This is a genomic window from Fictibacillus arsenicus (assembly GCF_001999465.1).
Classification (GTDB): Bacteria; Bacillota; Bacilli; order Bacillales; family Fictibacillaceae; genus Fictibacillus; species Fictibacillus arsenicus.
On sequence record NZ_MQMF01000003.1, the window covers coordinates 1 to 24,891 of the forward strand.

The 24,891-nt window shown below is 39.8% G+C and carries 29 protein-coding genes and 1 other annotated feature; of the genes, 19 read left to right on the forward strand and 10 right to left on the reverse strand.

The genetic code is table 11. From position 1 onward, the window contains the following. Nucleotides 1-420: NUDIX domain-containing protein (locus tag UN64_RS13945; protein ID WP_077363821.1), on the reverse strand; the 420-nt coding region annotated here is incomplete at its 3' end. A 126-nt stretch (nucleotides 421-546) separates the two neighbouring features. Between UN64_RS13945 and UN64_RS13950 the strand changes: the two genes are divergently transcribed. From UN64_RS13950 to UN64_RS13975, 5 genes are all read left to right on the forward strand, one after another. Then, nucleotides 547-1,332: a transporter substrate-binding domain-containing protein gene (locus UN64_RS13950; RefSeq protein ID WP_077363822.1), complete on the forward strand. Its 786-nt coding sequence runs from the start codon at nucleotides 547-549 to the stop codon at nucleotides 1,330-1,332. Between the two features lie 21 nt (nucleotides 1,333-1,353). After that, a complete protein-coding gene (locus UN64_RS13955; protein ID WP_077363824.1) occupies nucleotides 1,354-2,013 on the forward strand; it encodes an amino acid ABC transporter permease in 660 nt (219 codons plus the stop codon). Beyond that, on the forward strand, nucleotides 2,006-2,719 hold the full coding sequence (locus UN64_RS13960; protein ID WP_077363826.1) for an amino acid ABC transporter ATP-binding protein: 714 nt from the start codon (nucleotides 2,006-2,008) through the stop codon (nucleotides 2,717-2,719). Before UN64_RS13955 ends, UN64_RS13960 begins: the two co-directional genes overlap by 8 nt. 426 nt (nucleotides 2,720-3,145) lie before the next feature. Next, nucleotides 3,146-4,111 (forward strand): aromatic acid exporter family protein, encoded by a 966-nt coding sequence (locus UN64_RS13970; protein ID WP_077363830.1) that lies wholly within the window; start codon nucleotides 3,146-3,148, stop codon nucleotides 4,109-4,111. Between the two features lie 47 nt (nucleotides 4,112-4,158). Continuing rightward, entirely contained in the window at nucleotides 4,159-4,659 is a 501-nt protein-coding gene (locus UN64_RS13975; RefSeq protein WP_077363832.1) for a L,D-transpeptidase, read from the forward strand. Between the two features lie 268 nt (nucleotides 4,660-4,927). Here the strand turns inward: UN64_RS13975 and prli42 are convergent, their stop codons facing one another. Further along, the gene (gene prli42, locus UN64_RS20960; RefSeq protein ID WP_226535063.1) at nucleotides 4,928-5,020 is read right to left on the reverse strand and encodes a stressosome-associated protein Prli42; all 93 of its coding nucleotides are present in this window, start codon (nucleotides 5,018-5,020) and stop codon (nucleotides 4,928-4,930) included. 184 nt (nucleotides 5,021-5,204) lie between these two features. Here prli42 and UN64_RS13980 point away from each other — a divergent pair, with 184 nt between their 5' ends. The 7 genes from UN64_RS13980 (at nucleotide 5,205) to UN64_RS14010 (ending at nucleotide 13,030) form a co-directional block, all read left to right on the forward strand. Beyond that, nucleotides 5,205-6,845, forward strand: coding sequence for an acyl-CoA mutase large subunit family protein (locus tag UN64_RS13980; protein ID WP_077363834.1), 1,641 nt, complete (start codon nucleotides 5,205-5,207; stop codon nucleotides 6,843-6,845). 22 nt (nucleotides 6,846-6,867) lie between these two features. After that, complete coding sequence (gene mce, locus UN64_RS13985; RefSeq protein WP_077363836.1) at nucleotides 6,868-7,713, forward strand: methylmalonyl-CoA epimerase; 846 nt, start codon at nucleotides 6,868-6,870, stop codon at nucleotides 7,711-7,713. Between the two features lie 2 nt (nucleotides 7,714-7,715). Continuing rightward, nucleotides 7,716-9,263 (forward strand): acyl-CoA carboxylase subunit beta, encoded by a 1,548-nt coding sequence (locus UN64_RS13990; RefSeq protein ID WP_077363838.1) that lies wholly within the window; start codon nucleotides 7,716-7,718, stop codon nucleotides 9,261-9,263. A gap of 17 nt (nucleotides 9,264-9,280) precedes the next feature. Beyond that, nucleotides 9,281-10,411, forward strand: a complete 1,131-nt coding sequence (locus tag UN64_RS13995) for a M20/M25/M40 family metallo-hydrolase (protein ID WP_077363840.1) — start codon at nucleotides 9,281-9,283, stop codon at nucleotides 10,409-10,411. Nucleotides 10,412-10,609: 198 nt separating this feature from the next. Beyond that, nucleotides 10,610-11,107: a MarR family transcriptional regulator gene (locus UN64_RS14000; RefSeq protein ID WP_077363842.1), complete on the forward strand. Its 498-nt coding sequence runs from the start codon at nucleotides 10,610-10,612 to the stop codon at nucleotides 11,105-11,107. Nucleotides 11,108-11,188: 81 nt separating this feature from the next. Next, a complete protein-coding gene (locus tag UN64_RS14005; protein ID WP_077363844.1) occupies nucleotides 11,189-12,370 on the forward strand; it encodes a DNA polymerase IV in 1,182 nt (393 codons plus the stop codon). 15 nt (nucleotides 12,371-12,385) lie between these two features. Beyond that, nucleotides 12,386-13,030 (forward strand): phosphatase PAP2 family protein, encoded by a 645-nt coding sequence (locus tag UN64_RS14010; RefSeq protein ID WP_077363846.1) that lies wholly within the window; start codon nucleotides 12,386-12,388, stop codon nucleotides 13,028-13,030. Nucleotides 13,031-13,345: 315 nt separating this feature from the next. Here UN64_RS14010 and namA read toward each other — a convergent pair whose 3' ends face one another. The 3 genes from namA to UN64_RS14025 form a co-directional block, all read right to left on the reverse strand. Beyond that, a complete protein-coding gene (gene namA, locus UN64_RS14015; RefSeq protein WP_425590119.1) occupies nucleotides 13,346-14,371 on the reverse strand; it encodes an NADPH dehydrogenase NamA in 1,026 nt (341 codons plus the stop codon). A 50-nt stretch (nucleotides 14,372-14,421) separates the two neighbouring features. Beyond that, nucleotides 14,422-15,186 carry a glycerophosphodiester phosphodiesterase gene (locus UN64_RS14020; RefSeq protein ID WP_077363848.1) on the reverse strand — a complete coding sequence of 255 codons (765 nt, stop codon included), beginning with the start codon at nucleotides 15,184-15,186 and terminating at the stop codon, nucleotides 14,422-14,424. Nucleotides 15,187-15,295: 109 nt separating this feature from the next. Continuing rightward, nucleotides 15,296-15,475 carry a hypothetical protein gene (locus UN64_RS14025; protein WP_077363850.1) on the reverse strand — a complete coding sequence of 60 codons (180 nt, stop codon included), beginning with the start codon at nucleotides 15,473-15,475 and terminating at the stop codon, nucleotides 15,296-15,298. Between the two features lie 136 nt (nucleotides 15,476-15,611). Between UN64_RS14025 and UN64_RS14030 the strand changes: the two genes are divergently transcribed. Beyond that, nucleotides 15,612-15,950, forward strand: coding sequence for a DUF3889 domain-containing protein (locus UN64_RS14030; protein ID WP_077363852.1), 339 nt, complete (start codon nucleotides 15,612-15,614; stop codon nucleotides 15,948-15,950). A 1-nt stretch (nucleotide 15,951) separates the two neighbouring features. Here UN64_RS14030 and proC read toward each other — a convergent pair whose 3' ends face one another. Further along, the gene (gene proC / locus UN64_RS14035; protein ID WP_077363854.1) at nucleotides 15,952-16,770 is read right to left on the reverse strand and encodes a pyrroline-5-carboxylate reductase; all 819 of its coding nucleotides are present in this window, start codon (nucleotides 16,768-16,770) and stop codon (nucleotides 15,952-15,954) included. Nucleotides 16,771-16,821: 51 nt separating this feature from the next. Beyond that, nucleotides 16,822-17,033, reverse strand: a binding site (T-box leader). Between the two features lie 84 nt (nucleotides 17,034-17,117). Here proC and UN64_RS14040 point away from each other — a divergent pair. Both UN64_RS14040 and UN64_RS14045 read left to right on the forward strand, forming a co-directional pair. Further along, nucleotides 17,118-18,095, forward strand: coding sequence for an MBL fold metallo-hydrolase (locus tag UN64_RS14040; RefSeq protein WP_171978926.1), 978 nt, complete (start codon nucleotides 17,118-17,120; stop codon nucleotides 18,093-18,095). Continuing rightward, nucleotides 18,092-18,883 carry an SDR family NAD(P)-dependent oxidoreductase gene (locus tag UN64_RS14045; RefSeq protein WP_077363858.1) on the forward strand — a complete coding sequence of 264 codons (792 nt, stop codon included), beginning with the start codon at nucleotides 18,092-18,094 and terminating at the stop codon, nucleotides 18,881-18,883. Before UN64_RS14040 ends, UN64_RS14045 begins: the two co-directional genes overlap by 4 nt. Nucleotides 18,884-19,098: 215 nt before the next feature. On the opposite strand, the gene UN64_RS14050 is transcribed toward UN64_RS14045, so the two are convergent. Beyond that, nucleotides 19,099-19,299 carry a YqzH family protein gene (locus UN64_RS14050; protein WP_077363860.1) on the reverse strand — a complete coding sequence of 67 codons (201 nt, stop codon included), beginning with the start codon at nucleotides 19,297-19,299 and terminating at the stop codon, nucleotides 19,099-19,101. Nucleotides 19,300-19,466: 167 nt separating this feature from the next. Between UN64_RS14050 and UN64_RS14055 the strand changes: the two genes are divergently transcribed. Together UN64_RS14055 and UN64_RS14060 are read left to right on the forward strand one after the other, a co-directional pair. After that, the gene (locus UN64_RS14055; RefSeq protein ID WP_077363862.1) at nucleotides 19,467-20,723 is read left to right on the forward strand and encodes a Y-family DNA polymerase; all 1,257 of its coding nucleotides are present in this window, start codon (nucleotides 19,467-19,469) and stop codon (nucleotides 20,721-20,723) included. Between the two features lie 12 nt (nucleotides 20,724-20,735). Continuing rightward, nucleotides 20,736-21,068, forward strand: a complete 333-nt coding sequence (locus tag UN64_RS14060) for a YolD-like family protein (RefSeq protein WP_077363864.1) — start codon at nucleotides 20,736-20,738, stop codon at nucleotides 21,066-21,068. Between the two features lie 40 nt (nucleotides 21,069-21,108). Here the strand turns inward: UN64_RS14060 and UN64_RS14065 are convergent, their stop codons facing one another. Further along, on the reverse strand, nucleotides 21,109-21,840 hold the full coding sequence (locus UN64_RS14065; protein ID WP_077363866.1) for a ZIP family metal transporter: 732 nt from the start codon (nucleotides 21,838-21,840) through the stop codon (nucleotides 21,109-21,111). Between the two features lie 135 nt (nucleotides 21,841-21,975). Between UN64_RS14065 and UN64_RS14070 the strand changes: the two genes are divergently transcribed. Continuing rightward, nucleotides 21,976-23,385 carry an N-acetylmuramoyl-L-alanine amidase gene (locus UN64_RS14070; RefSeq protein ID WP_077363868.1) on the forward strand — a complete coding sequence of 470 codons (1,410 nt, stop codon included), beginning with the start codon at nucleotides 21,976-21,978 and terminating at the stop codon, nucleotides 23,383-23,385. A gap of 90 nt (nucleotides 23,386-23,475) precedes the next feature. On the opposite strand, the gene UN64_RS14075 is transcribed toward UN64_RS14070, so the two are convergent. Beyond that, complete coding sequence (locus UN64_RS14075; RefSeq protein ID WP_171978927.1) at nucleotides 23,476-23,724, reverse strand: HPr family phosphocarrier protein; 249 nt, start codon at nucleotides 23,722-23,724, stop codon at nucleotides 23,476-23,478. Nucleotides 23,725-23,814: 90 nt separating this feature from the next. On the opposite strand from UN64_RS14075, the gene UN64_RS14080 reads away from it, so the two are divergent. Further along, nucleotides 23,815-24,468, forward strand: coding sequence for a TVP38/TMEM64 family protein (locus tag UN64_RS14080; protein ID WP_077363872.1), 654 nt, complete (start codon nucleotides 23,815-23,817; stop codon nucleotides 24,466-24,468). Between the two features lie 14 nt (nucleotides 24,469-24,482). Here the strand turns inward: UN64_RS14080 and UN64_RS14085 are convergent, their stop codons facing one another. Beyond that, entirely contained in the window at nucleotides 24,483-24,743 is a 261-nt protein-coding gene (locus UN64_RS14085; RefSeq protein ID WP_077363874.1) for an HPr family phosphocarrier protein, read from the reverse strand. Between the last annotated feature and the right edge of the window lie 148 nt (nucleotides 24,744-24,891).

The window sequence follows — 24,891 nt, forward strand, 5'->3', positions numbered from 1 at the left end:
GATTAAATGTTTCTCCACAGCCCATAGGTACGATGAATGAAAAAGCATTATTTTCGCTTCAGCAAAATCCATCCACACAAGTTCATGATCATCCTCTTCAGAAGATTTTACATAATTTCCGAACTTCTCTGCATAAAAATACCCATTATTCATTATGTACTCATTTTGACTTGATTGAAAATATTGTTTCGCATTCCCAATATAGCTTTCAATATTTATCTGAAAACCTGTTTCTTCTACACATTCCCTCATAAGAGACAACTGTTGTTCTTCTGCTTTTTCCATTCCTCCGCCTGGCAGAAAGCCTTTTCCGTTCTGCTCTATTATAGCGACTTTTTTTCTATCAGCATTCAGAATTACAGCATAAACGGCATCTCTTTTTCGATACTCGATCCCCGGAATAACTTCGCCGAAGTCCATTATGAACACCGCCCTTTTGAATAATAATACATTCAGAATTATTAAAATACTTAGTTTCGAACCTTTTTGTGTTAATATTCATTTTAACGAATAAATATAACTATATTGTATAAGGGGATATGCAAAATGAAACGTAATTTCTTAAGCATTTATTTTATCATAATCATCGCTATTCTTGCGGGATGTGGTGCAGTAGAAGAAAAAAGTTCATCTGACACAGGTAGTGATTCTTCCGGAAAAAAATTGATCATGGCTACTTCTGCAGATTATCCGCCATATGAATTTGTTGATACAGCTAAAGGTGGAGATGTAGTAGGATTTGATATTGATATAGCTAATCATATTGCAAAAGAGTTAGGTTATGAACTAGAGATTAAAGATATGGACTTTAATGGGCTTATTCCAGCTTTGGACAGCGGAAAAGCGGACTTTGTCATTGCAGGTATGACACCTAATGAAGAGCGCAAAAAAACTGTAGATTTCTCGGATGAATATTATGCAGCACAGCAATTAATCGTAACAAAAGATAAATCAATTAAGTCTGTTGAAGATCTTGAAGGCAAAACATTGGGTGTGCAGCTGGCATCCATTCAAGAAAAAGAAGCGGACAAGCTATTAAAGGAACATAAATTCGAAGTAGTACAGCGAAACAAAGTAACTGAATTGGTACAAGAAATGAAATCAAACCGAGTAGATGCAGCGATTATTGAAGATGCTGTAGCGTATGAATTTTTAAAGAAAAACAAAGAACTTTCATCATTTGCTTTGCCGAATACAGATGCTGCAGGTTCAGCTATCGCATTCCCGAAAGATAGCGAACTGACTAGCGAGTTTAACAAAGAGTTAAAGAAGATGAAAGAAGACGGTACATTGGACAAACTCATTGAAAAATGGTTTGGAGTAAAAAAATAGTAGAGAAAGAGAGTGATAGGCATGAACTTGGATTTTGCCCAGCTCGTGCCTTCTATTCCCTATATATTGTATGGAATATGGGTTACGTTGCAGTTTGTGGCGGTTTCGTTAGTACTTGGTTTCTTGTGGGGAACAGTACTTTCCTTATTTAAGATTGGAAAAGTAAAGATAATGCGGTGGTTTGCAGATGCTTATACATCAGTCTTCAGAGGAACGCCTTTAATTTTACAAATGCTGATCATTTATTATGCAGTCCCGCAGCTGACAGGAATGGATATCGGCGCATTTACAGCAGGGGTACTCACATTTGCATTAAATTCTGCGGCATATATCTCAGAAATCATTCGAGCAGGGATCAATGCTGTTGATAAGGGGCAAAAAGAAGCTGCAATCGCTTTAGGTGTTCCATACCGTTCTATGATGCTGAAAATTATTCTGCCTCAAGCGATGAAAAATATTTTACCAGCACTTATGAATGAATTTATTACACTGACGAAAGAATCTGCGATCGTATCCGTCATTGGTGCGCTCGATATTATGAGACGTGCTCAAATCGTTGGAGCAAGCAACTATCGCTTTTTTGAACCATTGCTGCTTGCAGGATTGATCTACTATCTGCTTGTCATGCTGTTAACCTTAGCAGGTCGTGTAATGGAGAGGAGGCTCGCCAAAAGTGATTGATGTTAATGGATTAAGAAAAAGCTTCGGACACAATGAAGTTTTAAAAGGCATTACTACTAAGATCAGCAAGGGTGAAGTTATTGCGGTAATCGGTCCTTCTGGATCTGGGAAGTCAACTTTTCTTCGCTGTTTGAACCTGCTTGAAACACATAATGCCGGTTCAATCAAAATTGACGGAAAAGAGATAGGACAGCTGGAAAGTAATCTTCGGAAAAAGATAGGAATGGTATTCCAGCATTTTAACCTCTTTCCCCATCTAACGGTTTTAGAAAACATCACTTTTGCACCACAGCAAGTCTTGAAGACCAGTAAGAAAGAAGCTGAGAAAAATGCTCTTGAACTGCTCCAAGCTGTCGGGCTTTCTGATAAAGCGGATGCTTACCCCTCAAGACTATCAGGCGGGCAGAAACAGCGTGTCGCAATTGCTCGGGCTTTAGCCATGAACCCGGAAATTATGCTCTTCGATGAACCGACTTCCGCATTAGATCCTGAGATGGTAAAAGAAGTGCTTCAAGTTATGAAGAACCTTGTAAAAACGGGCATGACGATGGTTATCGTGACGCATGAAATGGGATTTGCTAAAGAAGTAGCAGACCGTGTTCTATTCATGGACGACGGAAGATTGGTAGAAGATGAACAACCTGCGATATTTTTTGAAAATCCGAAAACAGAGAGAGCTCAAGTTTTCTTAGAAAAAGTGCTATAATGACGAAAGGACTTCTGTCGAGGTCCTTTTTTTAATTTGTTTCATTCAAAACGCTCTTTTCTAAAGGATTATTGCTTTTGGCTTTTTCTATTTTCATCATTTGCAAGTTGATTGGAGCGCAAGGTGCGTGCCTACAACCTGAGAAGCTTCTCGCTTGGCATGCGACGAGAAAGCTCACATCGGCAGCATTTACTTGTAGACGCAGGAGCAAGAATACTTCCATGAAGCGGTCAGATGGAGACTCCTAATGGCCCAGAGCGGCAGGAGGCTCACCGCACTCCCCGTGGAAAGCGAGCATCCTGGAGCGGAGATCAACTACTTGAAAAAGCAACAATGTTTACGAAAACAGCCTTTTGTTATTAAAGGTAATTAAAGTATTGGAATATGGGAAAACATGAAGAAAGTAGCATGAAAGGGCGTCTATTCATGAAATTTACGATTGGATACCGGACTTTAAAAACTGCAGTTGGTGCAGGTCTTGCAATTGCTATTGCAGAATGGCTAAAGCTCGACTTTTACACGTCAGCTGGTATATTAACGATTCTTTGTATTAAAATCACAAAAAAACGCTCTGTGATCAGTTCATGGGAGCGGTTTGCGGCATGTCTTTTAGGTATCTTGTTCGCAGCTGGCTTATTTACTCTGATAGGCTATCATTTTTATGCATTAACTTTGCTGTTGATCTTATTTATACCAACAATCGTAGCCTTTAACCTGAAAGAAGGTATTATCACTTCTTCAGTCATCATTTTGCATCTGTATACTCTGCAGAAAATCTCCTGGTCTATCGTTTTAAACGAAGTGAGTATCATAGTCATTGGAATTGGAATGGGTCTTATTATGAATTTGTACATGCCTTCTATGGAGAAGAGCCTTTTAAATATGCAGAAAGAGCTTGAGACTAAATATAAGAAAATTTTTTATGAATTTCATCTTTATCTCGCTCATAATAACCATGAGTGGGACGGGAAAGAAATTACAGAATGTGCAGATTTAATCTCTAGTGCGAAAAGTCTTGCGTTTCGTGATGTTGAAAATCATTTTTTGCGTTATGAGAATCAGTATTATCACTATTTTAAAATGAGAGAAAAACAATTTGAGATCATTCAGCGAATGCTGCCTATTCTTTCCTCTATCGATAAAACGTACATACAAGGAGAAAAATTGGGTGAGTTTTTCGAACGTCTGGGAGCAGCGGTCCATCCAGGTAATACGGCAGCATTATTTTTAGATGAACTTGAAAGAATGCGGCAGGAATTTAGGGAGATGCATCTGCCAAAAGACAGGCAGGAATTTGAAACACGGTCCAAATTATATCAATTGCTTCAAGATATAGAGGATTATTTGCTTATTAAAAAGAGATTCAAAAAAAATGATGCTGCAAATTCATGAGAAACCCTGTAAAAGCAAATACTAAGTAAAAAGACAGGGTGGATGCCATGATAAACTTCAAAATTGTTTTTCTTTTGTTTTTATCACCTTTGTGGCCATTAGGAAATCCCGAAGATCTGGGTGATCCATACGTAATTGTTAACAAAGCCAGCAACAGATTGGCTATTATACAAGAAGGAAAAGTAAAAGAAGTCTATAAAGTGGCAACAGGTAAATCGAGTGAATTAACCCCACAGGGACTATTTACGATTACAGTTAAGGCTGTAGACCCTTATTATCGCAAAAAAGATATTCCTGGAGGGGACAAATCCAATCCACTCGGAACTCGGTGGATTGGATTTGATGCAAATAACACAGACGGACGTACATTTGGGATTCACGGAAACAATAACCCTTCCTCCATCGGAAGATTTGTAACGGCCGGCTGCATCAGGATGTATGAAAAAGACGTACAGAAAATTTACAGCAAAATTAAAATAGGCACAAAGATTAAAGTCATCTCAACCGATAAGAGCTTTCAGGAATATATAAAAGAACGCACGGAATAAAAAACGAACAAACCCCAGTCTGCTGACTGGGGTTTTTGTGAACTATAGGCTCTTTTCTATGTGATTGATGCCATTGAGAGATTTTCAAAGTCTTCATTGGATAGTTCATTGGAGCGGAAGGGCGAGACTCCTGCAGGACGAGCGGGGCAGGTGAGACCACTCGATGTACGCAGTACGGAGTGGGCTCACCGCAAGCCCTGCGGAAAGCGAGCCCTGCAGCGGAAATGAACCACATTCAAAAGCACCTATGTTTATGAAAACAGCTTATTTATAAGAACAATGCTACTCCAGTAAGCAGACTGCTTAATACAAGAGAAATAATCATTACATATACTATCGTTTTCATCATTTTTTGAGACACAGCAGATTCCCTCCTATAGCTTTTCCTTTTCAATTGTATCGTTTTTGCAAATGAGAAACAAGAATTCTATAAACAGACACTTGCAATTTTCGTCGAAAATTTGCGGATTCAAGCAGGAAAAAGCGCTTTCAAAACGAAAGATGTTATGTTGAGAATATTTTTCTTTGTTAACAGGAGGCCTCTAATGGATAAACAACAGCGTTTAAAGAACTGGCAAGAAAAAACTGAGCAGTCAATGAATAGATTTCCTGAACGAAAAGAACGGTTTCATACATCATCTGATATTGAAATTAAACGCCTTTATGGTGCTGAGGATGAAAACTATCCTTTTGATACCTTAGGGCTCCCTGGAGAATATCCATATACACGCGGCTCTCAATCTACAATGTACCGAGCTCGTTTTTGGACGATGAGACAGTATGCAGGGTTCGGTTCTGCAGAAGAGACGAATAAACGATTTCGCTATTTGTTAGAACAAGGTCAGACAGGTCTTTCTGTTGCTTTTGATCTGCCAACACAGATCGGCTATGACTCAGATCACTCGATGGCACGCGGCGAAGTAGGTAAAGTGGGAGTGGCTATCGATTCATTGGAGGATATGGAAGCTCTATTAAAAGATATACCGCTTGATAAAGTCAGTACTTCCATGACGATCAACGCACCTGCGTCAGTTCTGCTCGCTATGTATATAGCGGTTGCACAAAAGCAAGGAGTAGAGGCAGATCAGCTTTCTGGAACGATTCAAAATGACATTTTAAAAGAGTATATCGCCCGCGGTACTTACATATTTCCGCCAAAGCCGTCAATGCGTTTAATTACTGACATTTTCGCGTATTGCCAGTCACATGTCCCAAAATGGAACACGATCAGCATATCTGGCTATCACATACGAGAAGCAGGAGCCAATGCGGCTCAGGAGCTGGCTTTCACGATCGCTAATGGTCTTGCATATGTTGACGCGGCACTGGAAGCTGGTCTAAAGATCGATGACTTTGCACCGCGTTTAGCATTTTTCTTTAATGCTCATAATCAATTTTTTGAAGAGGCTGCTAAATTCAGAGCAGCACGAAGAATGTGGGCAAAATTAATGAAAGAGCGCTATGGGGCAAAAAATCAAAAATCATGGCAGCTTCGTTTTCATACACAAACTGGCGGCTCTACTCTTACAGCACAGCAGCCCGATAACAATATTGTCAGAGTGACGACACAAGCATTGTCAGCCATACTTGGAGGAACGCAAAGTCTGCATACAAATTCAAGAGATGAGGCACTTGCCCTTCCTACAGAAGAATCAGCAAGAATAGCTCTTCGGACACAGCAGATTCTAGCACATGAAACGGGAGTAGCTGATACGGTAGATCCTCTTGCTGGGTCGTATTATGTAGAAAGTCTTACAGATGAACTAGAGAGTAAAGCAAACGAGTATCTGAATAAGATTGAGCAGATGGGCGGAGCAGTTTCGGCTGTTGAACAAGGATATATGCAGCGTGAGATTCACCATACTTCTTATGAAACACAGAAAAAAATTGAAAATGGCCAAGAAATTATCGTTGGCATGAACAAATTTACGATAGATAATGAGCATCAGCCAGAGCTTTTAAGAGTAGATCCTGAATTAGGTGAAAAACAGAAAGAAAAACTTAAAGCATTAAAGTTTACTAGAGACCAGGACCGAGTGAGCGCTCAGTTGGAAATGCTGCGATCGGCCGCAAAAGGTCAAGACAACTTAATGCCTGTCATTTTAGAGTGTGTAAAATCCTATTGTACAGTGGGAGAAATATGTGGTGTACTTCGTGAGGAATTTGGAGAATATACCGGCGTCTAAGAAATAGGAGGAGTGGAGAGAGATGAAAAAAACAATCCGTGTTTTAATTGCGAAACCAGGACTGGATGGTCATGACCGAGGTGCCCTTGTAATATCACAGGCACTTAGAGATTATGGAATGGAAGTTATCTATACAGGCTTAAGACAAACACCAGAACAGATTGCAGCAGCAGCCATACAAGAAGATGTGGATGCGATTGGGCTGTCTTGTCTTTCTGGAGCACATAACGAACTCTTTCCAGAAGTGATGCGTCTTCTACAAGAGAGAGGAGCAGATGATATCATTGTCGTGGGCGGAGGTGTCATTCCATGGGAAGATATACCTTTTTTAGAGTCAAAAGGAATTAAAAAAGTATTCACCCCTGGAACACCGACTATAGAAACGGCTAAATTTATTGAGAAAACGGTGTTTGAACGCGATGGGATTTCTTCTTCTAAAGTTTCCGCACAACCTCCTGAAAAAATCGATCATATAGGCATTGCTGTATCTTCACTAGACGAAACTTTGCCTTTTTATGTGAACCAATTAGGACTTACTCTTGAAGCGATCGAAGAGGTTCCTTCACAAAGAGTAAAGGTGGCTTTTATTAAAATTGGGGAAACACGCCTTGAATTATTAGAAGCAATGTCTGATGACAGCCCGATTGCTCAATTCATTGAGAAGAGGGGTCAGGGAGTACATCATGTCGCGTTAGGAGTTTCCAATATTCAAAACCGTATAGAGGAATTGAAATCTAATGGCATCAAAATGATTAATGAAACTCCAGTTATCGGTGCAGGAGGGGCTCAAGTTGCATTTATGCATCCTTCTTCTTCCCATAAAGTGCTGTTCGAACTTTGTGAAAAGAGTAAAAAGGAGGAGGCTTAAAAATGGACATCTATGAAAAGATAAATGAACTTTACGACAAAAAGACTGAGATTGAACTAGGCGGCGGAGATGACCGCATTGATAAACAGCATGAACGGGGAAAACTGACGGCACGTGAACGAATCGACCTTTTATTGGATGAAGATACCTTTGTTGAACTTAATCCTTTTATGGAACACCGTACTCATGACTTCGGGCTTTCGGGTATGAAAGCACCAGGCGAAGGGGTTGTAACAGGCTATGGAAAAATACATGGCCGTCCTGTTTACTTATTCGCACAGGATTTCACAGTGTTTGGCGGTGCGCTAGGTGAGATGCATGCAAAAAAAATCGCTGCTGTAATGGACCTTGCCGCTAAGAACGGTACTCCTTTTATAGGGCTTAATGATTCGGGCGGTGCGCGAATTCAGGAAGGTGTTATGTCGCTTGATGGCTATGGGCATATCTTTTATAGGAACAGCATCTATTCAGGAGTAATTCCGCAGATCTCTGTTATTATGGGACCTTGTGCAGGGGGAGCCGTATATTCTCCGGCGATCACCGATTTTGTTTTTATGGTTGAAAAGACAAGTCAAATGTTTATCACCGGTCCAAAAGTAATTGAAACGGTAACAGGAGAGAAGATCTCTTCTGAGGATTTAGGAGGGGCTGAAGTCCATGGATCTAAAAGCGGGAACGCGCACTTTACAGCACCATCTGAAGCTGAAGTACTAGAAGATGTTAGAAGATTAATTTCATATCTTCCGCAGAATAATAAAGAGAAGACGCCTGTACTTCCTTGGGGCGATGAAAAAGATTACCGTCCTGAACTTACTGAGATCATTCCTTTTGATTCAACAAGACCTTATGATGTCAGAACGGTTATAAATGAAGTTGTAGATAAAGATTCATTTATGGAAGTGCATGCTCAATTCGCAAAAAATATAGTTGTAGGTTTTGCAAGAATCAAGGGCGAAGTGATAGGATTAGTATGTAATCAGCCAAAAGTCATGGCTGGAGGACTTGATATTGATTCATCTGATAAAGCATCCCGTTTTATACGGTTATGTGATTCATTTAACATTCCGATCATCACATTTGAAGATGTGACCGGATTTTTCCCTGGAGTTAAACAAGAACACGGTGGAATTATACGGCATGGAGCAAAGATTTTATACGCGTATTCGGAAGCTACTGTACCGAAGATCACGATTATTCTTCGTAAAGCATATGGCGGAGCATATGTTGCACTCAATAGTAAATCTATCGGTGCAGATTTGGTTTTCGCTTGGCCGAACGCTGAGATTGCAGTAATGGGACCTCAGGGAGCTGCTAATATTATCTTCGCTAGAGAAATAGAAAACAGTGAAGACCCTGAGGAAACGAGAGCAGCAAAAATTGAAGAGTATCGCACGAAGTTTGCTAATCCTTATATTGCAGCTGCAAATGGGATGGTTGATGATGTAATTGATCCAAGAGAAACAAGAATCAAGTGTATTCAGGCGTTGGACATGCTGCGCAACAAGAAAGAAGACAGACCTTACAAAAAGCATGGAAACATACCACTATAAGAAACGAGGGAATACATATGGTAAACGCGGATCGTTTATTAAACGAGTTTTTAGAGCTTGTTCAAATTGATTCTGAAACAAGATATGAAAAAGAAATATCAATCGTACTTAAGAAAAAGTTTGAAGAGCTTGGAGTCGAAGTATATGAAGATGACGCTGAATCTAAAACAGATCATGCGGCAGGGAATTTAATCTGTACGTTAAAAGGAAACAAAGAGGGAGTGGATACCATTTATTTCACTTCTCATATGGACACCGTAACTCCAGGTAAAGGAATTAAGCCTTCTATTAAAGACGGCTACGTTGTAACAGACGGTACAACGATCCTCGGCGCAGATGATAAAGCGGGTCTTGCTGCTATGTTTGAAGCGATTAAAGTTCTAAAAGAAAACAATATTTCACATGGTGATATACAGTTCATCATCACAGTTGGTGAAGAATCCGGTTTAGTCGGAGCAAAAGCAATGGACGCTTCCAAAATCACAGCAAAATACGGGTTTGCTCTAGATAGCGACGGACCTGTTGGCGATATTATAGTAGCCGCTCCTACTCAGGCAAAAGTACGAGCCACGATCTACGGTAAATCTGCACATGCTGGTGTTGCACCTGAAAAAGGTGTCTCGGCTATAACAATCGCAGCCAAGGCGATCTCACGCATGCCTTTAGGCAGAATTGATGAGGAAACAACAGCAAACATCGGCCACTTCCATGGCGGAGGTCACGGTGAACAAACAAATATCGTTTGCGACACAGTATTTGTTTTAGCAGAAGCGCGCTCTTTGATTCATGAAAAGATGGAAGCGCAAACTCAAAAGATGAAGGAAGCTTATGAATCTGCTGCGGCTGAAATGGGCGGACGAGCTGATGTTAAGGTTGAAGTCATGTACCCTGGATTTAAGTTTAGTGATGGAGACCATGTTGTCGAGATTGCTAAAAAAGCAGCTGAAAAAATTGGACGTCCGCACAGACTTCTTCATAGCGGTGGCGGCAGTGATGCTAACATAATTGCCGGTCACGGGATTCCGACAGTAAACCTTGCTGTAGGCTATGAGGAAATTCATACAACCAATGAAAGAATGCCTCTTGAAGAACTGACAAAAACGGCAGAAATGGTTCTCGCAGTAATTGAAGTTGCTTCTGGAAAATAAATAACAATGACGAAACTTGGCGAATTTTCGTCAAGTTTTTGTTTTTATATAGGTCAGGATGCCTGTTTTTGTCATAAAAATTAACAAATTTATCTTTTAAAGTTGACAGTCTAATTAAGCATTATGTAAGATGTTTTTATCATGTAAAAGAAAATATTGGTAATTATTTTAAAATCTTATTTCGGGGGAGGAAATGGGATGAGTCAGTTATCGGACATGCATATGATGGTTAATTATATGCGTGGTGTGTATAAAGTCCTTGAAGAGGACTGGCAAAAAAATGCAAAAGCAATCGGATTAACACAAGCAGAACAGCATATTTTATGGATTGTTTCTCTTGAAGAGGATATTACAATCTCTAAAATCGCCTATTATGGATTATGGGATGTTTCTACTGTAATGCAGGTGATAAAACGGTTAAAAGACAAAGGTCTCGTTACACTAGAGAAAAAGAATGACGACCGCCGTATCTCTTATGTTTATTTAACTGAAAAAGGTGTTGAAAAGCATAAGGAATCAACAAGCTTTAATTGCAAAATATATGGTTTCCTGCAAAAGTGGCTCGAAGATGGAGACAAACGTGAATTTTATCGGGATCTTATTCAATTACATAAGGATTTAAATAAACATTTTCATGGCGAAGAATTTGTTGAATGGGTTCAGGATACGGGAAAAAGACTGCATGAGGCAAGGTAGATACCTTGTCTTTTTCTTTTGTTTTTAAAGCTCATTCGCTAACATATACTAATAAACATAGTTTCGAAAAAAGGAGTTTTCATGTTGTATCAAACCCCCGCGTCAAAAAGAAGAATCATTTTTCATGTTGACATGAACAGCTTCTATGCCTCTGTTGAAATGGCAGAAAATCCAGATCTGCGAGGAAAACCGCTTGCTGTGGCAGGTAATGTGGAGGAACGTAAAGGAATCATCGTAACCTGCAGCTATGAAGCAAGAGAAAAAGGAGTCAAGACGACGATGCCGCTGTGGCAGGCTAGAAAGCTATGTCCAAACCTGATTGTTGTTCCACCTGACTTTGAAACATATAAAAGTTATTCTTCAAGAATGTTTCAGCTTCTGCAAGAATACACAGAATGGGTTGAACCTGTTTCAATTGATGAAGGCTATATGGATGTTACGGAATGCAAACTGCCGTTGGAGACAGCTGAAGAAATTCAGAACAGGCTTTTGAATGAGTTGAATCTGCCTTGTTCGATTGGTATCGGACCTAATAAATTTCTGGCCAAGATGGCTTCCGATATGAAGAAGCCGTTAGGTATAACCGTTCTAAGAAAAAGAGATCTTGCTCAAAAACTATGGCCGCTAAATGTAGGAGATCTGCATGGCATTGGAAAGAAAACAGAAGAAAAACTAAATAAATACGGAATCATTACGGTTAAAGACTTAGCGGAAGCGGCAGATTATGAAATTAAACAGCGTTTTGGCATCAATGGTCTTAAAATGAAAGAAAGGGCCAACGGCATTGATCCGCGTCCCGTCGATCCAAGTTCTGCAAGTGATTATCGTTCAATCGGAAGTTCCACAACATTAAGTGAGGATATTATAAGCACAGGTGAAGCAGAACCGGTTTTTAAAAGATTGGCTGAAAAAGTTGTGACTCGTCTAAAGACAAAAGGCTATGTGGCTTTAACTATTGCTATTACAATTAGATACAGTGACAGGAAAACAATTACACGCAGCAAGATGCTTCTAAATGCTACTCAGGATCAACATGACATTTCAAAAACAGCCTTACAATTGTTTAAGCAACACTGGAACAGAGAACCGGTAAGACTTCTAGGAATAACAGCAACAGAAGTTGTAGAAAGAGAGAATGCTACTTATCAGCTCGATCTATTTTCTGTTGAGAAAAATGAAAAACAAGCTTTACTGCATGACGTGCTATCATCGATCGAAAGAAAACATGGTGAAGGAATAATAAAAAGGGGAAAAAATAAATAGGAGCTGGAGACTTTAATGACTCTAAAAAACAGCGTTAAAAGAACATTCATTTTAATTACAATCTTTATGGCTTTCTTTATGATGTTCGCCTATCTGTATCATAAGCCCTTTATAGAAGCCGTGGATGTGTGGTCGATGAAAAACGTATCAGACTTGCATCAGGCACGATTAAACTCATTCTTTATATTTATTACTGATGCAGCTTCCCGGCCGTATCAATATGGAATCTTGATTTTCTTTTCTGTTTTTTGGCTAATAGCTGAAAGGAAATGGAGAGAACCGCTAGTTTTATGGATATGTTTGATCGGAGTAAGATACGGAAACCATTGGTTTAAGGTATCGTTTGAGAGGATCAGACCCGAATTTGACCGTGTGATCGAAATAACAGGCTATAGCTTCCCGAGCGGCCATGCGATGATCTCCCTTGCTTTTTTTGGAATGCTATCATACTTACTTGTTCAAAATTATACTTTTCTGCAATCCTATAAAATAATAATCTATATCATTACGGGTTTATTTATTTTTATGGTGGGATTCAGCCGTGTTTATTTAGGTGTACACTATCCAACGGATGTGTTTGGGGGTTATCTTGCAGGTGGGACTTGGCTGCTTGTATGTGTACTCATCTATAAATGGTTAAAGATGAGATGGAGCGTCTGAAGTTGAAGAGAGCATTATGCTGCCACTTTGTCGACTCGTGGTTTTTTAGTGATTTATCGTGGGATTTTGTTTACCTTTCGTGGAATTATTTAAATTAACGTGGGATTATTTGCGATAACCGTGGGATTATTTAAATTGAAGGCATCTTAGAGATTGAAGGTAGTTGATCTCCGTTTCAGGATGCTCGCTTTCCGCGGGGCGTACGGTGAATCTCCTTGCTGCGCTGCATTAGATAATAGCTTACACAAAAAAACTGGCATCTCTTCACCTACTAAATTGGTGTGGATGCCAGTTTTCTTATCTTCTTACACTCATTTACCAGCCGCGCTCATACTGTTTCGGGCTCTGGATGTCTACTCCTAGCTCTTCGGCTGCTGATCGAGGCCAATAAGGATCTCTTAAAAACGCACGTGCGATAAAGATTAAGTCGGCCCTCTGGTTCTGCAGAATTTCTTCTGCTTGGCGTCCTGTTGTAATTAGTCCAACAGCAGCTGTGGGGATATCTGCTGCACTCCTAATCTTTTCTGCAAAAGGTACTTGATAGCCAGGGTATACATTAATCTTTGCCGGAACAACTGCGCCGGAGCTGCAGTCGATCAAATCGATTCCATCCTCTTTCATCCAGGAAGCATAGATTACAAAGTCTTCTGGAGAGTTTCCTTCAGGATGATAGTCATTTGCTGAAATCCTTACAAATAGCGGTCCGTCCCATTCAAGTCTCATTGCTGCAATAATCTCCTGCAGGAAACGGTATCTTTTTTGCTGATTCCCGCCATAAGAATCTGTTCTTCTATTTGATAGCGGAGACAGGAATTCGTTAATCAAATATCCGTGAGCTCCGTGGATCTCTATAACATCAAATCCTGCAGTCTTGGCTCTTTTTGCTGCAGCTCTAAATTGATTTACAGTTTCTTCAATTTGCTCCAAAGTCATTTCTTCTGGAGTTTTCATTTTATCCGAAAACGCAATTGCTGAAGGAGCGATAATCGGTCCGTCAATCATTGCTTTACGGCCAGCATGCGCAATCTGAATGGCAGCTTTAGAGCCATTTTCGTGAATAGATTTTACAAGAGAAGACAGCCCTTCAATATGACTGTCATCCCAGATACCGAGGTCTTCTGGACTGATTCTTCCTTGAGGACTTACCGCTGCTGCTTCTGTCATGATCAGACCAGTCTGTCCAACTGCTCTGGACGTGTAATGTGTCAAATGCCATGGTGTTACTATTCCATCTTGTTCATAGCATGAATACATGCACATAGGTGACATAACGATACGGTTTTTTAAAGTGACACCCCGGATCGAATAGGGTTCAAATAATAACGGTTGAATAATAAACATCTCCTTTATCTGCTAAAATGAAACTTTAGTTTCATACATTGTAAAACGAATTACCACCATTTTTGAAGAAATCTGCCTTTTGGAGCTGGTCCATCGCCATTTCGTACATTTCTTGCGATTATCGGATAATCCGTAATAATTGCTTCGATCCCCCATTCAAACAGATATGCCATCCATTTTTGGCTGTTTACCGTATAAGGACGTATCGGTATATTATGTCGTTTAAATCCTTCCAAAATATATGGATGTAAAGACTTGTAGTTTGGATGAGCGGATTGTGAACATACAGCTTTTACATACTCCCAAGGTTCAAAAATACCTGAAGAATAAAGCGGTGCAGTTTCTATGTACGGGTTCATTTTCCTGATATTTACCAGGCTGTAATGATTAAACGATGAAATGACCGTCTGCTTTTCCATTCCATATTGGTATAAGAGCTGCAATGTCTTTTCTTCAAGACCGCTGTATTCTATCACGTTGTTTTTTAATTCTATATTAAGAAGCATAGGCAGGGGAGCGATCCATTCTAAGAACATTTGCAGTGATGGAACATGTTCATTGCTAAACTTCTTTGAAAACCAGCTGCCCGCATCAATTTTTGTAAGTTCTTCATATGAAAAATCTGCAACATTGCCCTTTGTATTTGTAGTTCGATCGAGTTTCTCATCATGGATAATAACAGGAACACCGTCTTTTGAGAGCTGTACATCGAGCTCGATGCCATCTGCGCCGTCTTCAAAAGCTTTTTTAAATGCTGCCATCGTATTCTCAGGACAATCTTTGCATGAGCCTCTATGGGCAAAAATATAAGTCATTTAAATGAGCTCCTTCCTCGACAGTTCATTTTTGTTATTGATAGTATAGGCGAAAATAATTGGCAAGTGAAATAAAATAAACCCCTCCTGTCGCAAGGAGGGGGAATAATTATTTTCGGCGTTTTGACCGCTTTTTTGGTTCTTGTCTTTTATGTTCTTCAACTTTAGCACCTTTTTCAGTAAGCCAGCGGATAAAAACCAGCTCTTTCTCTGTAAGAGATCGTTTCGTAAATTTTTCAAACTGAATGCGCAATTCAAGGTATCTTTGGGAAATTTCCGTTTCTACCACATAAATCCCTCCCTAAATCTAGCTCTTCTTTAAATGATAAGAGTCAGGGACTGGGCTTGTCAATTTTTTCTAATCGGCAATTTTCGCAGGAAAATAAGGAATTTTGAACAAAATAAACGAAAGGAGCTGATTCGAAATGAAAATATTTCTTAAATTATTTCCGCTGCTGTTAGCCGCGGTCATAGTATCTACTTATATTCCACCCGCTGTACACGCGGCATATCCTGGCATGCAGGAGCCAGCCTATGCAAAATGGGGGAGACTGGCTGTTTTCGAAACGGGGAAGCGCTATCCAGATTACGATATTGTTGATTATTTATATTTGGGTCGAAATTTAGCTCAAAATGAAGATATTGTCGAAAAGTTTAAGCTGTGGCTCAAAAAAGGTTCCTCTGAAAAAGGAGTTATTATAACGATTACACTGACTCCTAATGGTGTATTTAAAACAATAGCCTTTCAAGAAACGGACCGTTAAATTACTTAACATTGCCTAATTCTTCGGATCGACTTACTGCTTTTTTAATACAAGCTAAAAAAGCATCTTGTACTTGATATTGGTCCAGCTTTCCTATACCCGCTTCAGTCGTTCCGCCGGGGCTTGTTACTTTTTTTCGAAGCTCTATTGGAGATTCTGATGTGTTCTTCAGCATTAGAGAAGCGCCGAGGAGTGTTTGAGAAATTAATGTTTTGGCTTCTTCATGGGACAGACTTAATTCTTCAGCCGCTTTTTGCATCGCTTCTGCAATATAATAAATATAAGCTGGTCCGCTGCCGGAAAGCCCTGTGACGATATGAAGCTTATCTTCTGGCACAAGTGTTACGGTTCCGATCGTTTCAAAAAGTTCAACTGCTTTTTGTACATGAACATCTGCAGCAAATAAACCTTTGGAAAGAGCGGTTGCAGAGTATCCGATTGATGCTGATGTATTTGGCATCGCTCGAAGTACAGGATTATTCTTATTCGTCCATTCTGTAATAGTGCTTGTTGATATTCCAGCCATAACAGAAATAATGAGCTGCTCTTTCTGAATAAAAGGTTCAAGACTTTTAACAGCTTGCGAAGCATCCTTAGGCTTAACTGCTAAAAGGATAATGTCAGCCTCTGATACTGCTTCCTTTAAAGTTGGAGCAGGGATTACACCGTACTTTGTCTGAAGCTCTTTTAGCCTCTCAGAATTGCTGCGGTTTTTAATCGTGATAAGATTTGCCTGCCATTTATTTGTTTTAATAAGCCCTTCCATAATCGCTTCCGCCATAGCTCCTGCACCAATAAATGTGATTTTTTCTTTTTTCACGACAGATCCCTCCCTCAATTTTTTGAGTATAAAAAAACTCCCAAGTCCTGTTTAAAGGACGGATGGGAGTGATCCGTGGTACCACCTTTATTGGCAAAAAGTTCTTGCCCGCTCGAAACGCCTGTATCGCAGAACTGCGCTGGATTTCTCCAGATGCTCTGAGGGCAGGTTCAGTATTTCCTTTTCCGGTGAAATCTTGCAGCCTTTGGATTTCACTCTCTGAGCGGGGGAGAATACTTACTGATCCCTTTCAACGCAAATTATATTATCCAAATCTTTTATATTTTAAAAAACATTATGCTATGATTTCTATATGTATGTCAACAAGTAATTATTTGGAGGAAATCATGACAAAAGCTGCAACTATTATTCCGATTACCCTGCCTACACCATTTGATGTAGGTCCTGTCAATTGCTGCCTCCTTATAGGTGATGCGGTTACTCTTATCGATTCTGGTCCAAAAACTGATGAAGCAAGAGAGGTCCTCCTATCTTTTTTAAAAGAAAACAGACTCTCATTAAAAGATCTGGATCAATACATATGCACACATTATCATCCTGATCATGCTGGTCTCTCTAAAGAAATTCAGCAGGCAGGTGTGGATACACTGATGCTCAAAGAAGCTGTACCTTATGTCAGCGGCGACAGCGATTTTTTGAAATGGGCTGATTCATTTTATATAGACCTTTATCGTTCTTTCGGTGTGCCAGATTCATTAGGAAGACTGGAACTATTGAAACTGAAAAAATACCGGGAGTTTATTTCTCCTTTCATGCCTGATCTGACACCATTGCCAGGGGAAGGTGTTCCAGGACATGAAGGTTTTATTTTTTTAAAAACGCCGGGACATGCTCCTGATCATTTGTCGCTTTACAATGAGGTGCAAGGAGTTTTTATCGGGGGAGATGTTCTTTTGCCGCATATTTCATCAAATGCACTCCTGGAGCCGCCGCCACTTCATGAAAAGGAACGGCCAAAAACTTTGCTTCAGTACCGTGAGACACTTCAAAATCTATTAACTTTAAATCTCGAAACCGTTTATCCTGGGCATGGAGAGCCCTTTAAAAATGCGCATGAATTGATACGTAAAAGGCTGCACGATCAGAACGAGCGCGCTAAGGCAATTGAAAAGCTGTTAAGTGATGAGCCATTAACTGTATTTGAATTGTGTATCCGTCTTTTTCCAAAACTGTATGAAAAGCAGCTTGGTTTAGTCGTATCTGAAGTATCAGGACATCTTGACCTTCTTCAAGAAGAGGGAAGAATTATAAAAGTGGAAGAAGAAGGGCTATTTTATTTTAGACAGACAGGGGCAGTTCGATGAGTATACTTAAAAATAAAGTGGTTGCAATTACAGGAGCTTCAGGCGGACTCGGAGCACACCTTGCGATGGATGCTGCAAAGAAGGGGGCTTTGCCGGTATTGTTCGCAAGAAGGGAAGACCAGCTGAAAATTGTTCAAGACACAATCCTTAATGAAACTGGAATAAAAGCCCCTTTCTATACATTGGATGTTTCAAATCCTGATAGCGTTGAGCAAGTTTTTACCCAAGTTTTAAATGATCAAAAGAACGTACATATTTTAGTGAATAATGCTGGCTTTGGAGTCTTTGAAGAATTTGCAGATGCTCCTTGGAAAAATATTGAGGGGATGTTCTCTACAAATGTCTTAGGCTTGATGGCCTGTACTCGTGCGGTTTTGCCGCATATGCTCGAAAGAGGGAGCGGGCACATCATCAATATCGCATCACAGGCCGGAAAGATTTCAACACCAAAATCAAGTGTGTATGCAGCAACAAAACATGCTGTTCTTGGGTTCTCCAACGGGCTGCGGCTTGAAGTAGCGCATAAAGGTGTTCACATAACAACAGTTAATCCAGGCCCGATCGCTACAGATTTTTTCACGCTTGCTGACAAATCGGGCAATTATGTAAAAAATATTCAAAAGTTTATGCTTCAGCCTTCTCACGTTTCACAAAAGATCTTAGAGGCTATGCAGCGACCTGTACGCGAGATTAATCTGCCATGGTGGATGAATATTGGCAGTACAGCTTATCAAGTTATGCCGCGATTAGTAGAAAGACTCGGCGGAAAATCATTCCGGCAAAAATAAGTTACCGTAATTTTGTTATGTAAACTAGATGGATGAATTGTATGTCGATTCAGGATCAAAACTAAGATTTGTAAATTAACAACCAAAACTCGTGGATTGTAGTCCAAAATTTTTGGATTGGCATCCGAAACTTGTTGATTAGGGTCCAAATCCTATGGGAAACGATCTGGAATTCCTCACATAGTAGCAGGTTCTGTTTACTAAAGCAGAGCCTGTTATTTATTTGTAAAATAGTCATAAACAACGTCCTGAATGATAGCGTACAGCGCTTCTTCCTGATCTTCCTCTTTGATTTGCTTCATTATTTTCATTTCCAGCTGACTCCATTCTTGTTCGGTCAGCATGCAATCCTCTTCATCCCATAAATAATCCTTTAATGCCCGTAAAATCATTTTGCGAAGCAATGAGCGATTCATTTTTAGCACCTGCCTTTCCCTTATAAATCCTAGACTTATGAGCCCAAAACGTCAATCTGCAAAAATTGCTGAAAAAATTACCATTGTGATAAGAACATATATTCGGTTAAAATGGGTATACATATAAAGAACAGATGTTCGTATTTTGGTAAGGGGGTCTGTGACAAATGAACTATGAAGATATGCCAGAGCGTACCATTTTGTGTATGGATATGAAAAGCTTTTACGCAAGCTGTGCAGCTGTTCGCTTAGGGTTAAACCCGCTCACATGTTATTTAGCAGTGGTGGGAGATACAGAACGGCAGGGAAGTGTCGTTCTTGCTGCCTCTCCGCGATTAAAAGCAGATTTCGGTATCCGCACTGGAAACCGCTTGTTTGAAATTCCTAAAAATAAAGACATCATTGTAGTAAACGCTCAAATGTCCTTTTTTCTCGAAAGATCAATGGAAATTACAAAGCTGCTGCATCGTTATGTCCCGCCTGAATCCATCCACACATACAGCGTGGATGAAAGTTTTCTTCAAGCAGACGGAACGGAAAAGTTATGGGGAAATCCTCAGGAATTAGCTAAAAAAATCCGACGGGATATCTGGAGAGAGTTCGGATTGCCGTGTGCGATCGGAATTGGACCGAACATGCTGATGTCAAAGCTTTGCTTAGATCTTGAGGCGAAGAAAAAAGGTGTTGCCGAGTGGGGGTATAAAGATGTTGAAACGAAACTTTGGCCTCTATCTCCCTTAAGCAAAATGTGGGGAATCGGGTCAAGAGTGGAGCGGACCTTAAACAGGATGGGGATTGTGACAGTGGGTGACCTGGCACATTATCCGCTCGAACTTTTAGAGAAAAAATTCGGCATCATGGGAAATCAGCTTTTCTATCATGCATGGGGAATCGATTTATCCGAAATTGGTGCTCCTATCATGCAGGGACAAATCAGCTATGGGAAAAGCCAGATTTTGCTCAGAGACTATACAGATATCACCGAGATCAAACATGTCATTTTAGAGATGTGTGAAGAGGTGGCAAGACGCGCAAGAAGAGCAGGGAAAGCAGGGAGGACGATAAGCTTTGGAGTAGGATACAGCAAAGATGAAGGAGGCGGAGGTTTTTACCGCTCTAAGACGATCGAGCAGCCATCTAATATTACGATGGAGCTTTATCAAGTTTGTCTGGAATTGTTTCGCACCTTTTATCAGGGGCAGACTGTACGGAAAATATCGATTGCTTTGTCAAACGTGTGTGAGGATACGGAAACACAGCTCACTCTCTTTTCTTTAGATCATCCGAAAAAAAGACAAATCGGCTATGTTATGGACGAAATCAGGCAAAAATATGGTTCGAATTCTCTCTTGCGGGCTGTTTCTTATACAAAGGGAGGGACTGCACTATACAGAAGCCGTCTCTTAGGCGGACATAAGGCATAGGAGGGAGAAACGGTGATTCGTGACAGAGGAACGATAAAATGGACTGCTATGATGCTTCCAGAACACGTGAAAATGTTAAGAGAACATCAGGATGGTCTGGATTACGGAAGAAAACCAGAGCTTGATGAACAAAGGTATGAAGAATTTAATGAAATCATCTGTGTGGCGATGGAGGAGAACCGGCTACTGAAATTCATGTATTATCAAAAAGGAAAGATAGCCGAGCTCGCCGGCCATGTTCATTATGTGGACGAAATAAAAAAAGAACTGCGCGTGATGGATAAAATGAACATGATGCATCTTCTAAAAGTGATGGACATCGTGGATATCGAATACGTATATTGAAAGAAGCTGGCTCAAAACTCTGAGCCAGCTTCTATGTGCATCAGCCAAAAATCTGTGTTAAATAGATCATGATTAAAAGTCCGGCAATAAATGATAATGTTGCTGAGCGGGCATGTCCGTCACCATGGCTTTCAGGAATCAGCTCTTTATAAACAATAAACAGCATCGCACCAGCAGCAAAAGAGAGCCCATAAGGCACAAGATTTTCAACGTATGAAGTTAAAGCATAACCAATCATAGCCGTAACGATTTCAACAGCTCCAGTTAAAGTGGCTATGAAAAATGCTTTTAGTCTGTTCATCTTTTGATGTATTAAAAAGAGTGCAACAAGCAAACCTTCAGGAGCATTCTGCAAACCAATCGCAAAAGCGATCAATCCTCCGAGACCTGCATCATCACTCGCGTAGCTTACACCTACTGATAGCCCTTCGGGAAGGTTATGAAGCGTAATGGCAGCAATAACTAAAGCTGCTTTCGCATCAATGCCTTTAAGGATTCTAGTATGATCTAAGTCTACATGCGGTACGAATCTTTCTAAGATCATCAGAGTCAGTGTGCCAAGAGTAATACCGACTGTAAGCACAGTTAAGTTTGATAGTTCAAGCGCTTGAGGTATTAAACTAAAAGTTGATGCAGCGACCATGATACCTGCGGTAAGCGCAAGCAGTATATCACGGAACCGGTGTGTCACCTGAGACCAGAAAAGAACAGGTAATGCACCAAAGCCGGTTGCTAATGCAGATAAAACACTTCCCAATAAAGCAGCTTCCATTCAGTTACCCACCTTAGTCAAATATCCATTTTTGATGAAAATAGTCATATGGCTCTTTTAGTATACCTTCTTTTCGTTTTTAATAGAAGTAAGCGCAACGAAAGCGTTTGAAATGGATTAAAAGAAGGTGACACTTTGAAAGTCATTATTATTGATCCGGGCCATGGCGGGAATGATCCGGGAGCGGTAAATAAGAACAGTTTTGAAAAAACATATAACCTGGCAATCGCCAAGAAAATTCAATCTTATCTGCAGAATAACTATGAAGTGAAAGTATTGATGACCCGCAGCTCAGATGCAACGGTTTCATTAGATGAAAGAACAGATTATGCTAACAAGCAAATGGCGGATTTCTATTTATCGATTCACCAAAACAGTGGTGGCGGGGAAGGTTTCGAAAGTTATGTATATATAAACGTTGGAGCTGAAACAAAAAAAATACAAAATGCAATACATGCTCGTACATCAGCAGTAATAAATAAATATGGAGCTAGAAACAGAGGACAGAAGAAGGCGAATTTTCATGTGCTTCGTGAAACAAAGATGCCAGCTGTGCTGCTGGAGGTTTTATTTATCGATAACGCTGCGAACCTTGCTCTATTAAACAGACAGGATTTCCAAAATGAAGTATCTGCTGCCATTGCATCAGGGGTTGCCGCGGGGCTTTCATTAAAACAAAAACAGCAAGAAACGAAAGATCTTTTTATCACGATAGCTGGTGCCTTTGAACAAAAAGAAAATGCTGAAGCAAGAGTTCGTTTTTTAGCAGATAAGAAGATTTCAGCATTTATTGATGAAGAGACAATAAGCAATAAAAAATATTACAGAGTACAAGCTGGAGCTTTTCAAAAAAGAGACAATGCTGAAGCTCACGTCATGAAGATACGCGCTTTAGGAATAAAGGATGCCTATGTAATAGTAAAAGGAGAAGATAATGGGCAAGGACCAGCTCCAGAGCCTCCAAAACCGGAACCTCCAAAACCAGTACCTCCAAAACCAGTACCTCCAGCTGGCCTAACAATACAAGGAACAATATTGCTTGCTGCCGATGAAATAGAAAGATTTGTTCGTAAAGTAAATCCGAATGCGCCAGAATTAGCTGCATTATATGTTCAAATCGGACAAGTATACGGAATTAGAGGAGACGCGGCATATGCACAAGCTATTCATGAAACAGGATATTTCCGCTTTCAGGGCAGTGTAAAAGCATCTCAAAATAATTTTGCTGGAATTGGCGCAACCGGGAAGACAGAAGGAGCAGCGTTTAAAACACCAGAAGAAGGTGTATTGGCTCACATACAGCATCTATATGCATATAGTTCCACAGAGCCTTTACCTCCGCAATATCCTTTGGTTGACCCGAGATTCGATCTTGTTCAAAGAGGTAGCGCAAAGGCATGGAATCAATTAAACGGGAAGTGGGCAGTTCCAGGTACAAATTACAGCAATATGATTCTCGAAATCTATAAATTAATGCTCAATGAAACAAAAGCACATTTGCAAGAAAGAGTAAATCAAATAGACAAGCAACTAAAAGAAATATAAAGCCGGATTATTTCCCGGCTTTTTTTGATTATAGGAAAAAATAGCCAATAGAGTGGGAAGATTATATAATAGAAATTGCTAAATTTAATATCACGCGTTACAGGAAGCAAAAAGCCCTGATGAGAGAACCTTCTCTTTCAGGTAAGTACTGGGCGGATCACAAATAATTTCAATCGGATCATCTGGATAGATGGAAAGAGCAATAATGCCTAAGAAACTCTTTCCATCAGCTGTGCGGTCTCCTTTTTTTATATAAATAGATTCTTGAAAACTGCCTGTAAGCTCTACAAGTTTCGCAGCACGGTCTGCAAAAATGGGTGCTGTTGCTTTTACAATCACAATATAACCTCCTTTACCATCACACATATGTATGGATATGTGCAGAAGAAGGAAAAATGCATACTAAATTAGATTTCTCATGGAGGAAATATGAAAATCACAAAAAAGTGGCTGTTCATCATGATAAGTGCGGCTATTATAGTCTTATTAGTTTTGTGGCTGCAAAAAAATTATAAAGGATTTAGTCCTGAAGAATTTAGAAATTGGATCATGCAATGGGGACTGGTAGCACCGTTTCTTTTTATACTGCTCTATACAGTGAGACCTTTTGTATTATTTCCATCGTCTATATTTGCAATAACAAGCGGTCTTTCGTTTGGTTTCTACTGGGGTTGTTTGTATACATATCTCGGCTCGCTTGGAGGAGGGCTAGTCACTTATTATGCTGTTAACCAGTTAGGCCGATTTAAGAAAAGTAAGCAATGGAAAAATGAAAGGTATAATAAAATACGCAGCAATATTGAGAGAGAAGGGTTTCGTTACGTACTGCTGTTGAGGCTGCTTCCTGTATTAAATTATGATCTTGTAAGCTATTTAACTTCGATTACAAAAGTGAAATTCAAAGATTACGCAATTGCAACAGCAATCGGAATAATTCCCGGAACGATAGCTTATACCTATCTTGGTACTTCTATGACATCTCAAAGCAAGGAAGTCATCTGGATCGGAACAACCTTGCTTTTTGTTATTGTGGGATTACCTCTTATATTCAAAAAGAAGATGAAGGCAAGGATTGGATTATAAAAAAGTATAATTGATTAAAAAGCTGTATCTTTAGTAATGACATTTAGAGCTGATTCAGCATCTGCTCCTTCAACGATATACAGAAAAGAATCGCCTTCTTTTAAAGTAAGGAAAAATGATACGAGCTGGGAAAGTCCTGATGCGTGAACGGTATGGCCGTTTTTGGACAAAAAAAGCTGACTGTTAATAGATTTAGCAGACTGCATAATTTCAAGAGCTTTATTTACGGTATATTTAGCTGTAACTTTAACTTTTTTTGAACAAATCTGTTTCATTTTTATAGCCTCCTGAGGTTGTGAATTGCTGATATATTTCCCATTAATTTTAAAAGCGAAACATGGACTAAAGTCCCTAATTTTTTTCTTCTGACTAAAATAACAGCAATAAGGCTCATATAAAAAGAGTACCGTCTCTTCTGGGAGA

What these genes read in the sequence shown, in the direction of transcription:
- UN64_RS13950 (WP_077363822.1), top strand. Translation starts at nt 547, where the DNA reads ATGAAACGTAATTTCTTAAGCATTTATTTTATCATAATCATCGCTATT.
- UN64_RS13955 (WP_077363824.1), top strand. Translation starts at nt 1,354, where the DNA reads ATGAACTTGGATTTTGCCCAGCTCGTGCCTTCTATTCCCTATATATTG.
- UN64_RS13970 (WP_077363830.1), top strand. Translation starts at nt 3,146, where the DNA reads ATGAAATTTACGATTGGATACCGGACTTTAAAAACTGCAGTTGGTGCA.
- UN64_RS13975 (WP_077363832.1), top strand. Translation starts at nt 4,159, where the DNA reads ATGATAAACTTCAAAATTGTTTTTCTTTTGTTTTTATCACCTTTGTGG.
- UN64_RS13980 (WP_077363834.1), top strand. Translation starts at nt 5,205, where the DNA reads ATGGATAAACAACAGCGTTTAAAGAACTGGCAAGAAAAAACTGAGCAG.
- mce (WP_077363836.1), top strand. Translation starts at nt 6,868, where the DNA reads ATGAAAAAAACAATCCGTGTTTTAATTGCGAAACCAGGACTGGATGGT.
- UN64_RS13990 (WP_077363838.1), top strand. Translation starts at nt 7,716, where the DNA reads ATGGACATCTATGAAAAGATAAATGAACTTTACGACAAAAAGACTGAG.
- UN64_RS13995 (WP_077363840.1), top strand. Translation starts at nt 9,281, where the DNA reads ATGGTAAACGCGGATCGTTTATTAAACGAGTTTTTAGAGCTTGTTCAA.
- UN64_RS14000 (WP_077363842.1), top strand. Translation starts at nt 10,610, where the DNA reads ATGAGTCAGTTATCGGACATGCATATGATGGTTAATTATATGCGTGGT.
- UN64_RS14005 (WP_077363844.1), top strand. Translation starts at nt 11,189, where the DNA reads ATGTTGTATCAAACCCCCGCGTCAAAAAGAAGAATCATTTTTCATGTT.
- UN64_RS14010 (WP_077363846.1), top strand. Translation starts at nt 12,386, where the DNA reads ATGACTCTAAAAAACAGCGTTAAAAGAACATTCATTTTAATTACAATC.
- namA (WP_425590119.1), bottom strand. Translation starts at nt 14,371, where the DNA reads ATGTTTATTATTCAACCGTTATTATTTGAACCCTATTCGATCCGGGGT.
- UN64_RS14020 (WP_077363848.1), bottom strand. Translation starts at nt 15,186, where the DNA reads ATGACTTATATTTTTGCCCATAGAGGCTCATGCAAAGATTGTCCTGAG.
- UN64_RS14030 (WP_077363852.1), top strand. Translation starts at nt 15,612, where the DNA reads ATGAAAATATTTCTTAAATTATTTCCGCTGCTGTTAGCCGCGGTCATA.
- UN64_RS14040 (WP_171978926.1), top strand. Translation starts at nt 17,118, where the DNA reads ATGACAAAAGCTGCAACTATTATTCCGATTACCCTGCCTACACCATTT.
- UN64_RS14045 (WP_077363858.1), top strand. Translation starts at nt 18,092, where the DNA reads ATGAGTATACTTAAAAATAAAGTGGTTGCAATTACAGGAGCTTCAGGC.
- UN64_RS14050 (WP_077363860.1), bottom strand. Translation starts at nt 19,299, where the DNA reads ATGAATCGCTCATTGCTTCGCAAAATGATTTTACGGGCATTAAAGGAT.
- UN64_RS14055 (WP_077363862.1), top strand. Translation starts at nt 19,467, where the DNA reads ATGAACTATGAAGATATGCCAGAGCGTACCATTTTGTGTATGGATATG.
- UN64_RS14065 (WP_077363866.1), bottom strand. Translation starts at nt 21,840, where the DNA reads ATGGAAGCTGCTTTATTGGGAAGTGTTTTATCTGCATTAGCAACCGGC.
- UN64_RS14080 (WP_077363872.1), top strand. Translation starts at nt 23,815, where the DNA reads ATGAAAATCACAAAAAAGTGGCTGTTCATCATGATAAGTGCGGCTATT.
- UN64_RS14085 (WP_077363874.1), bottom strand. Translation starts at nt 24,743, where the DNA reads ATGAAACAGATTTGTTCAAAAAAAGTTAAAGTTACAGCTAAATATACC.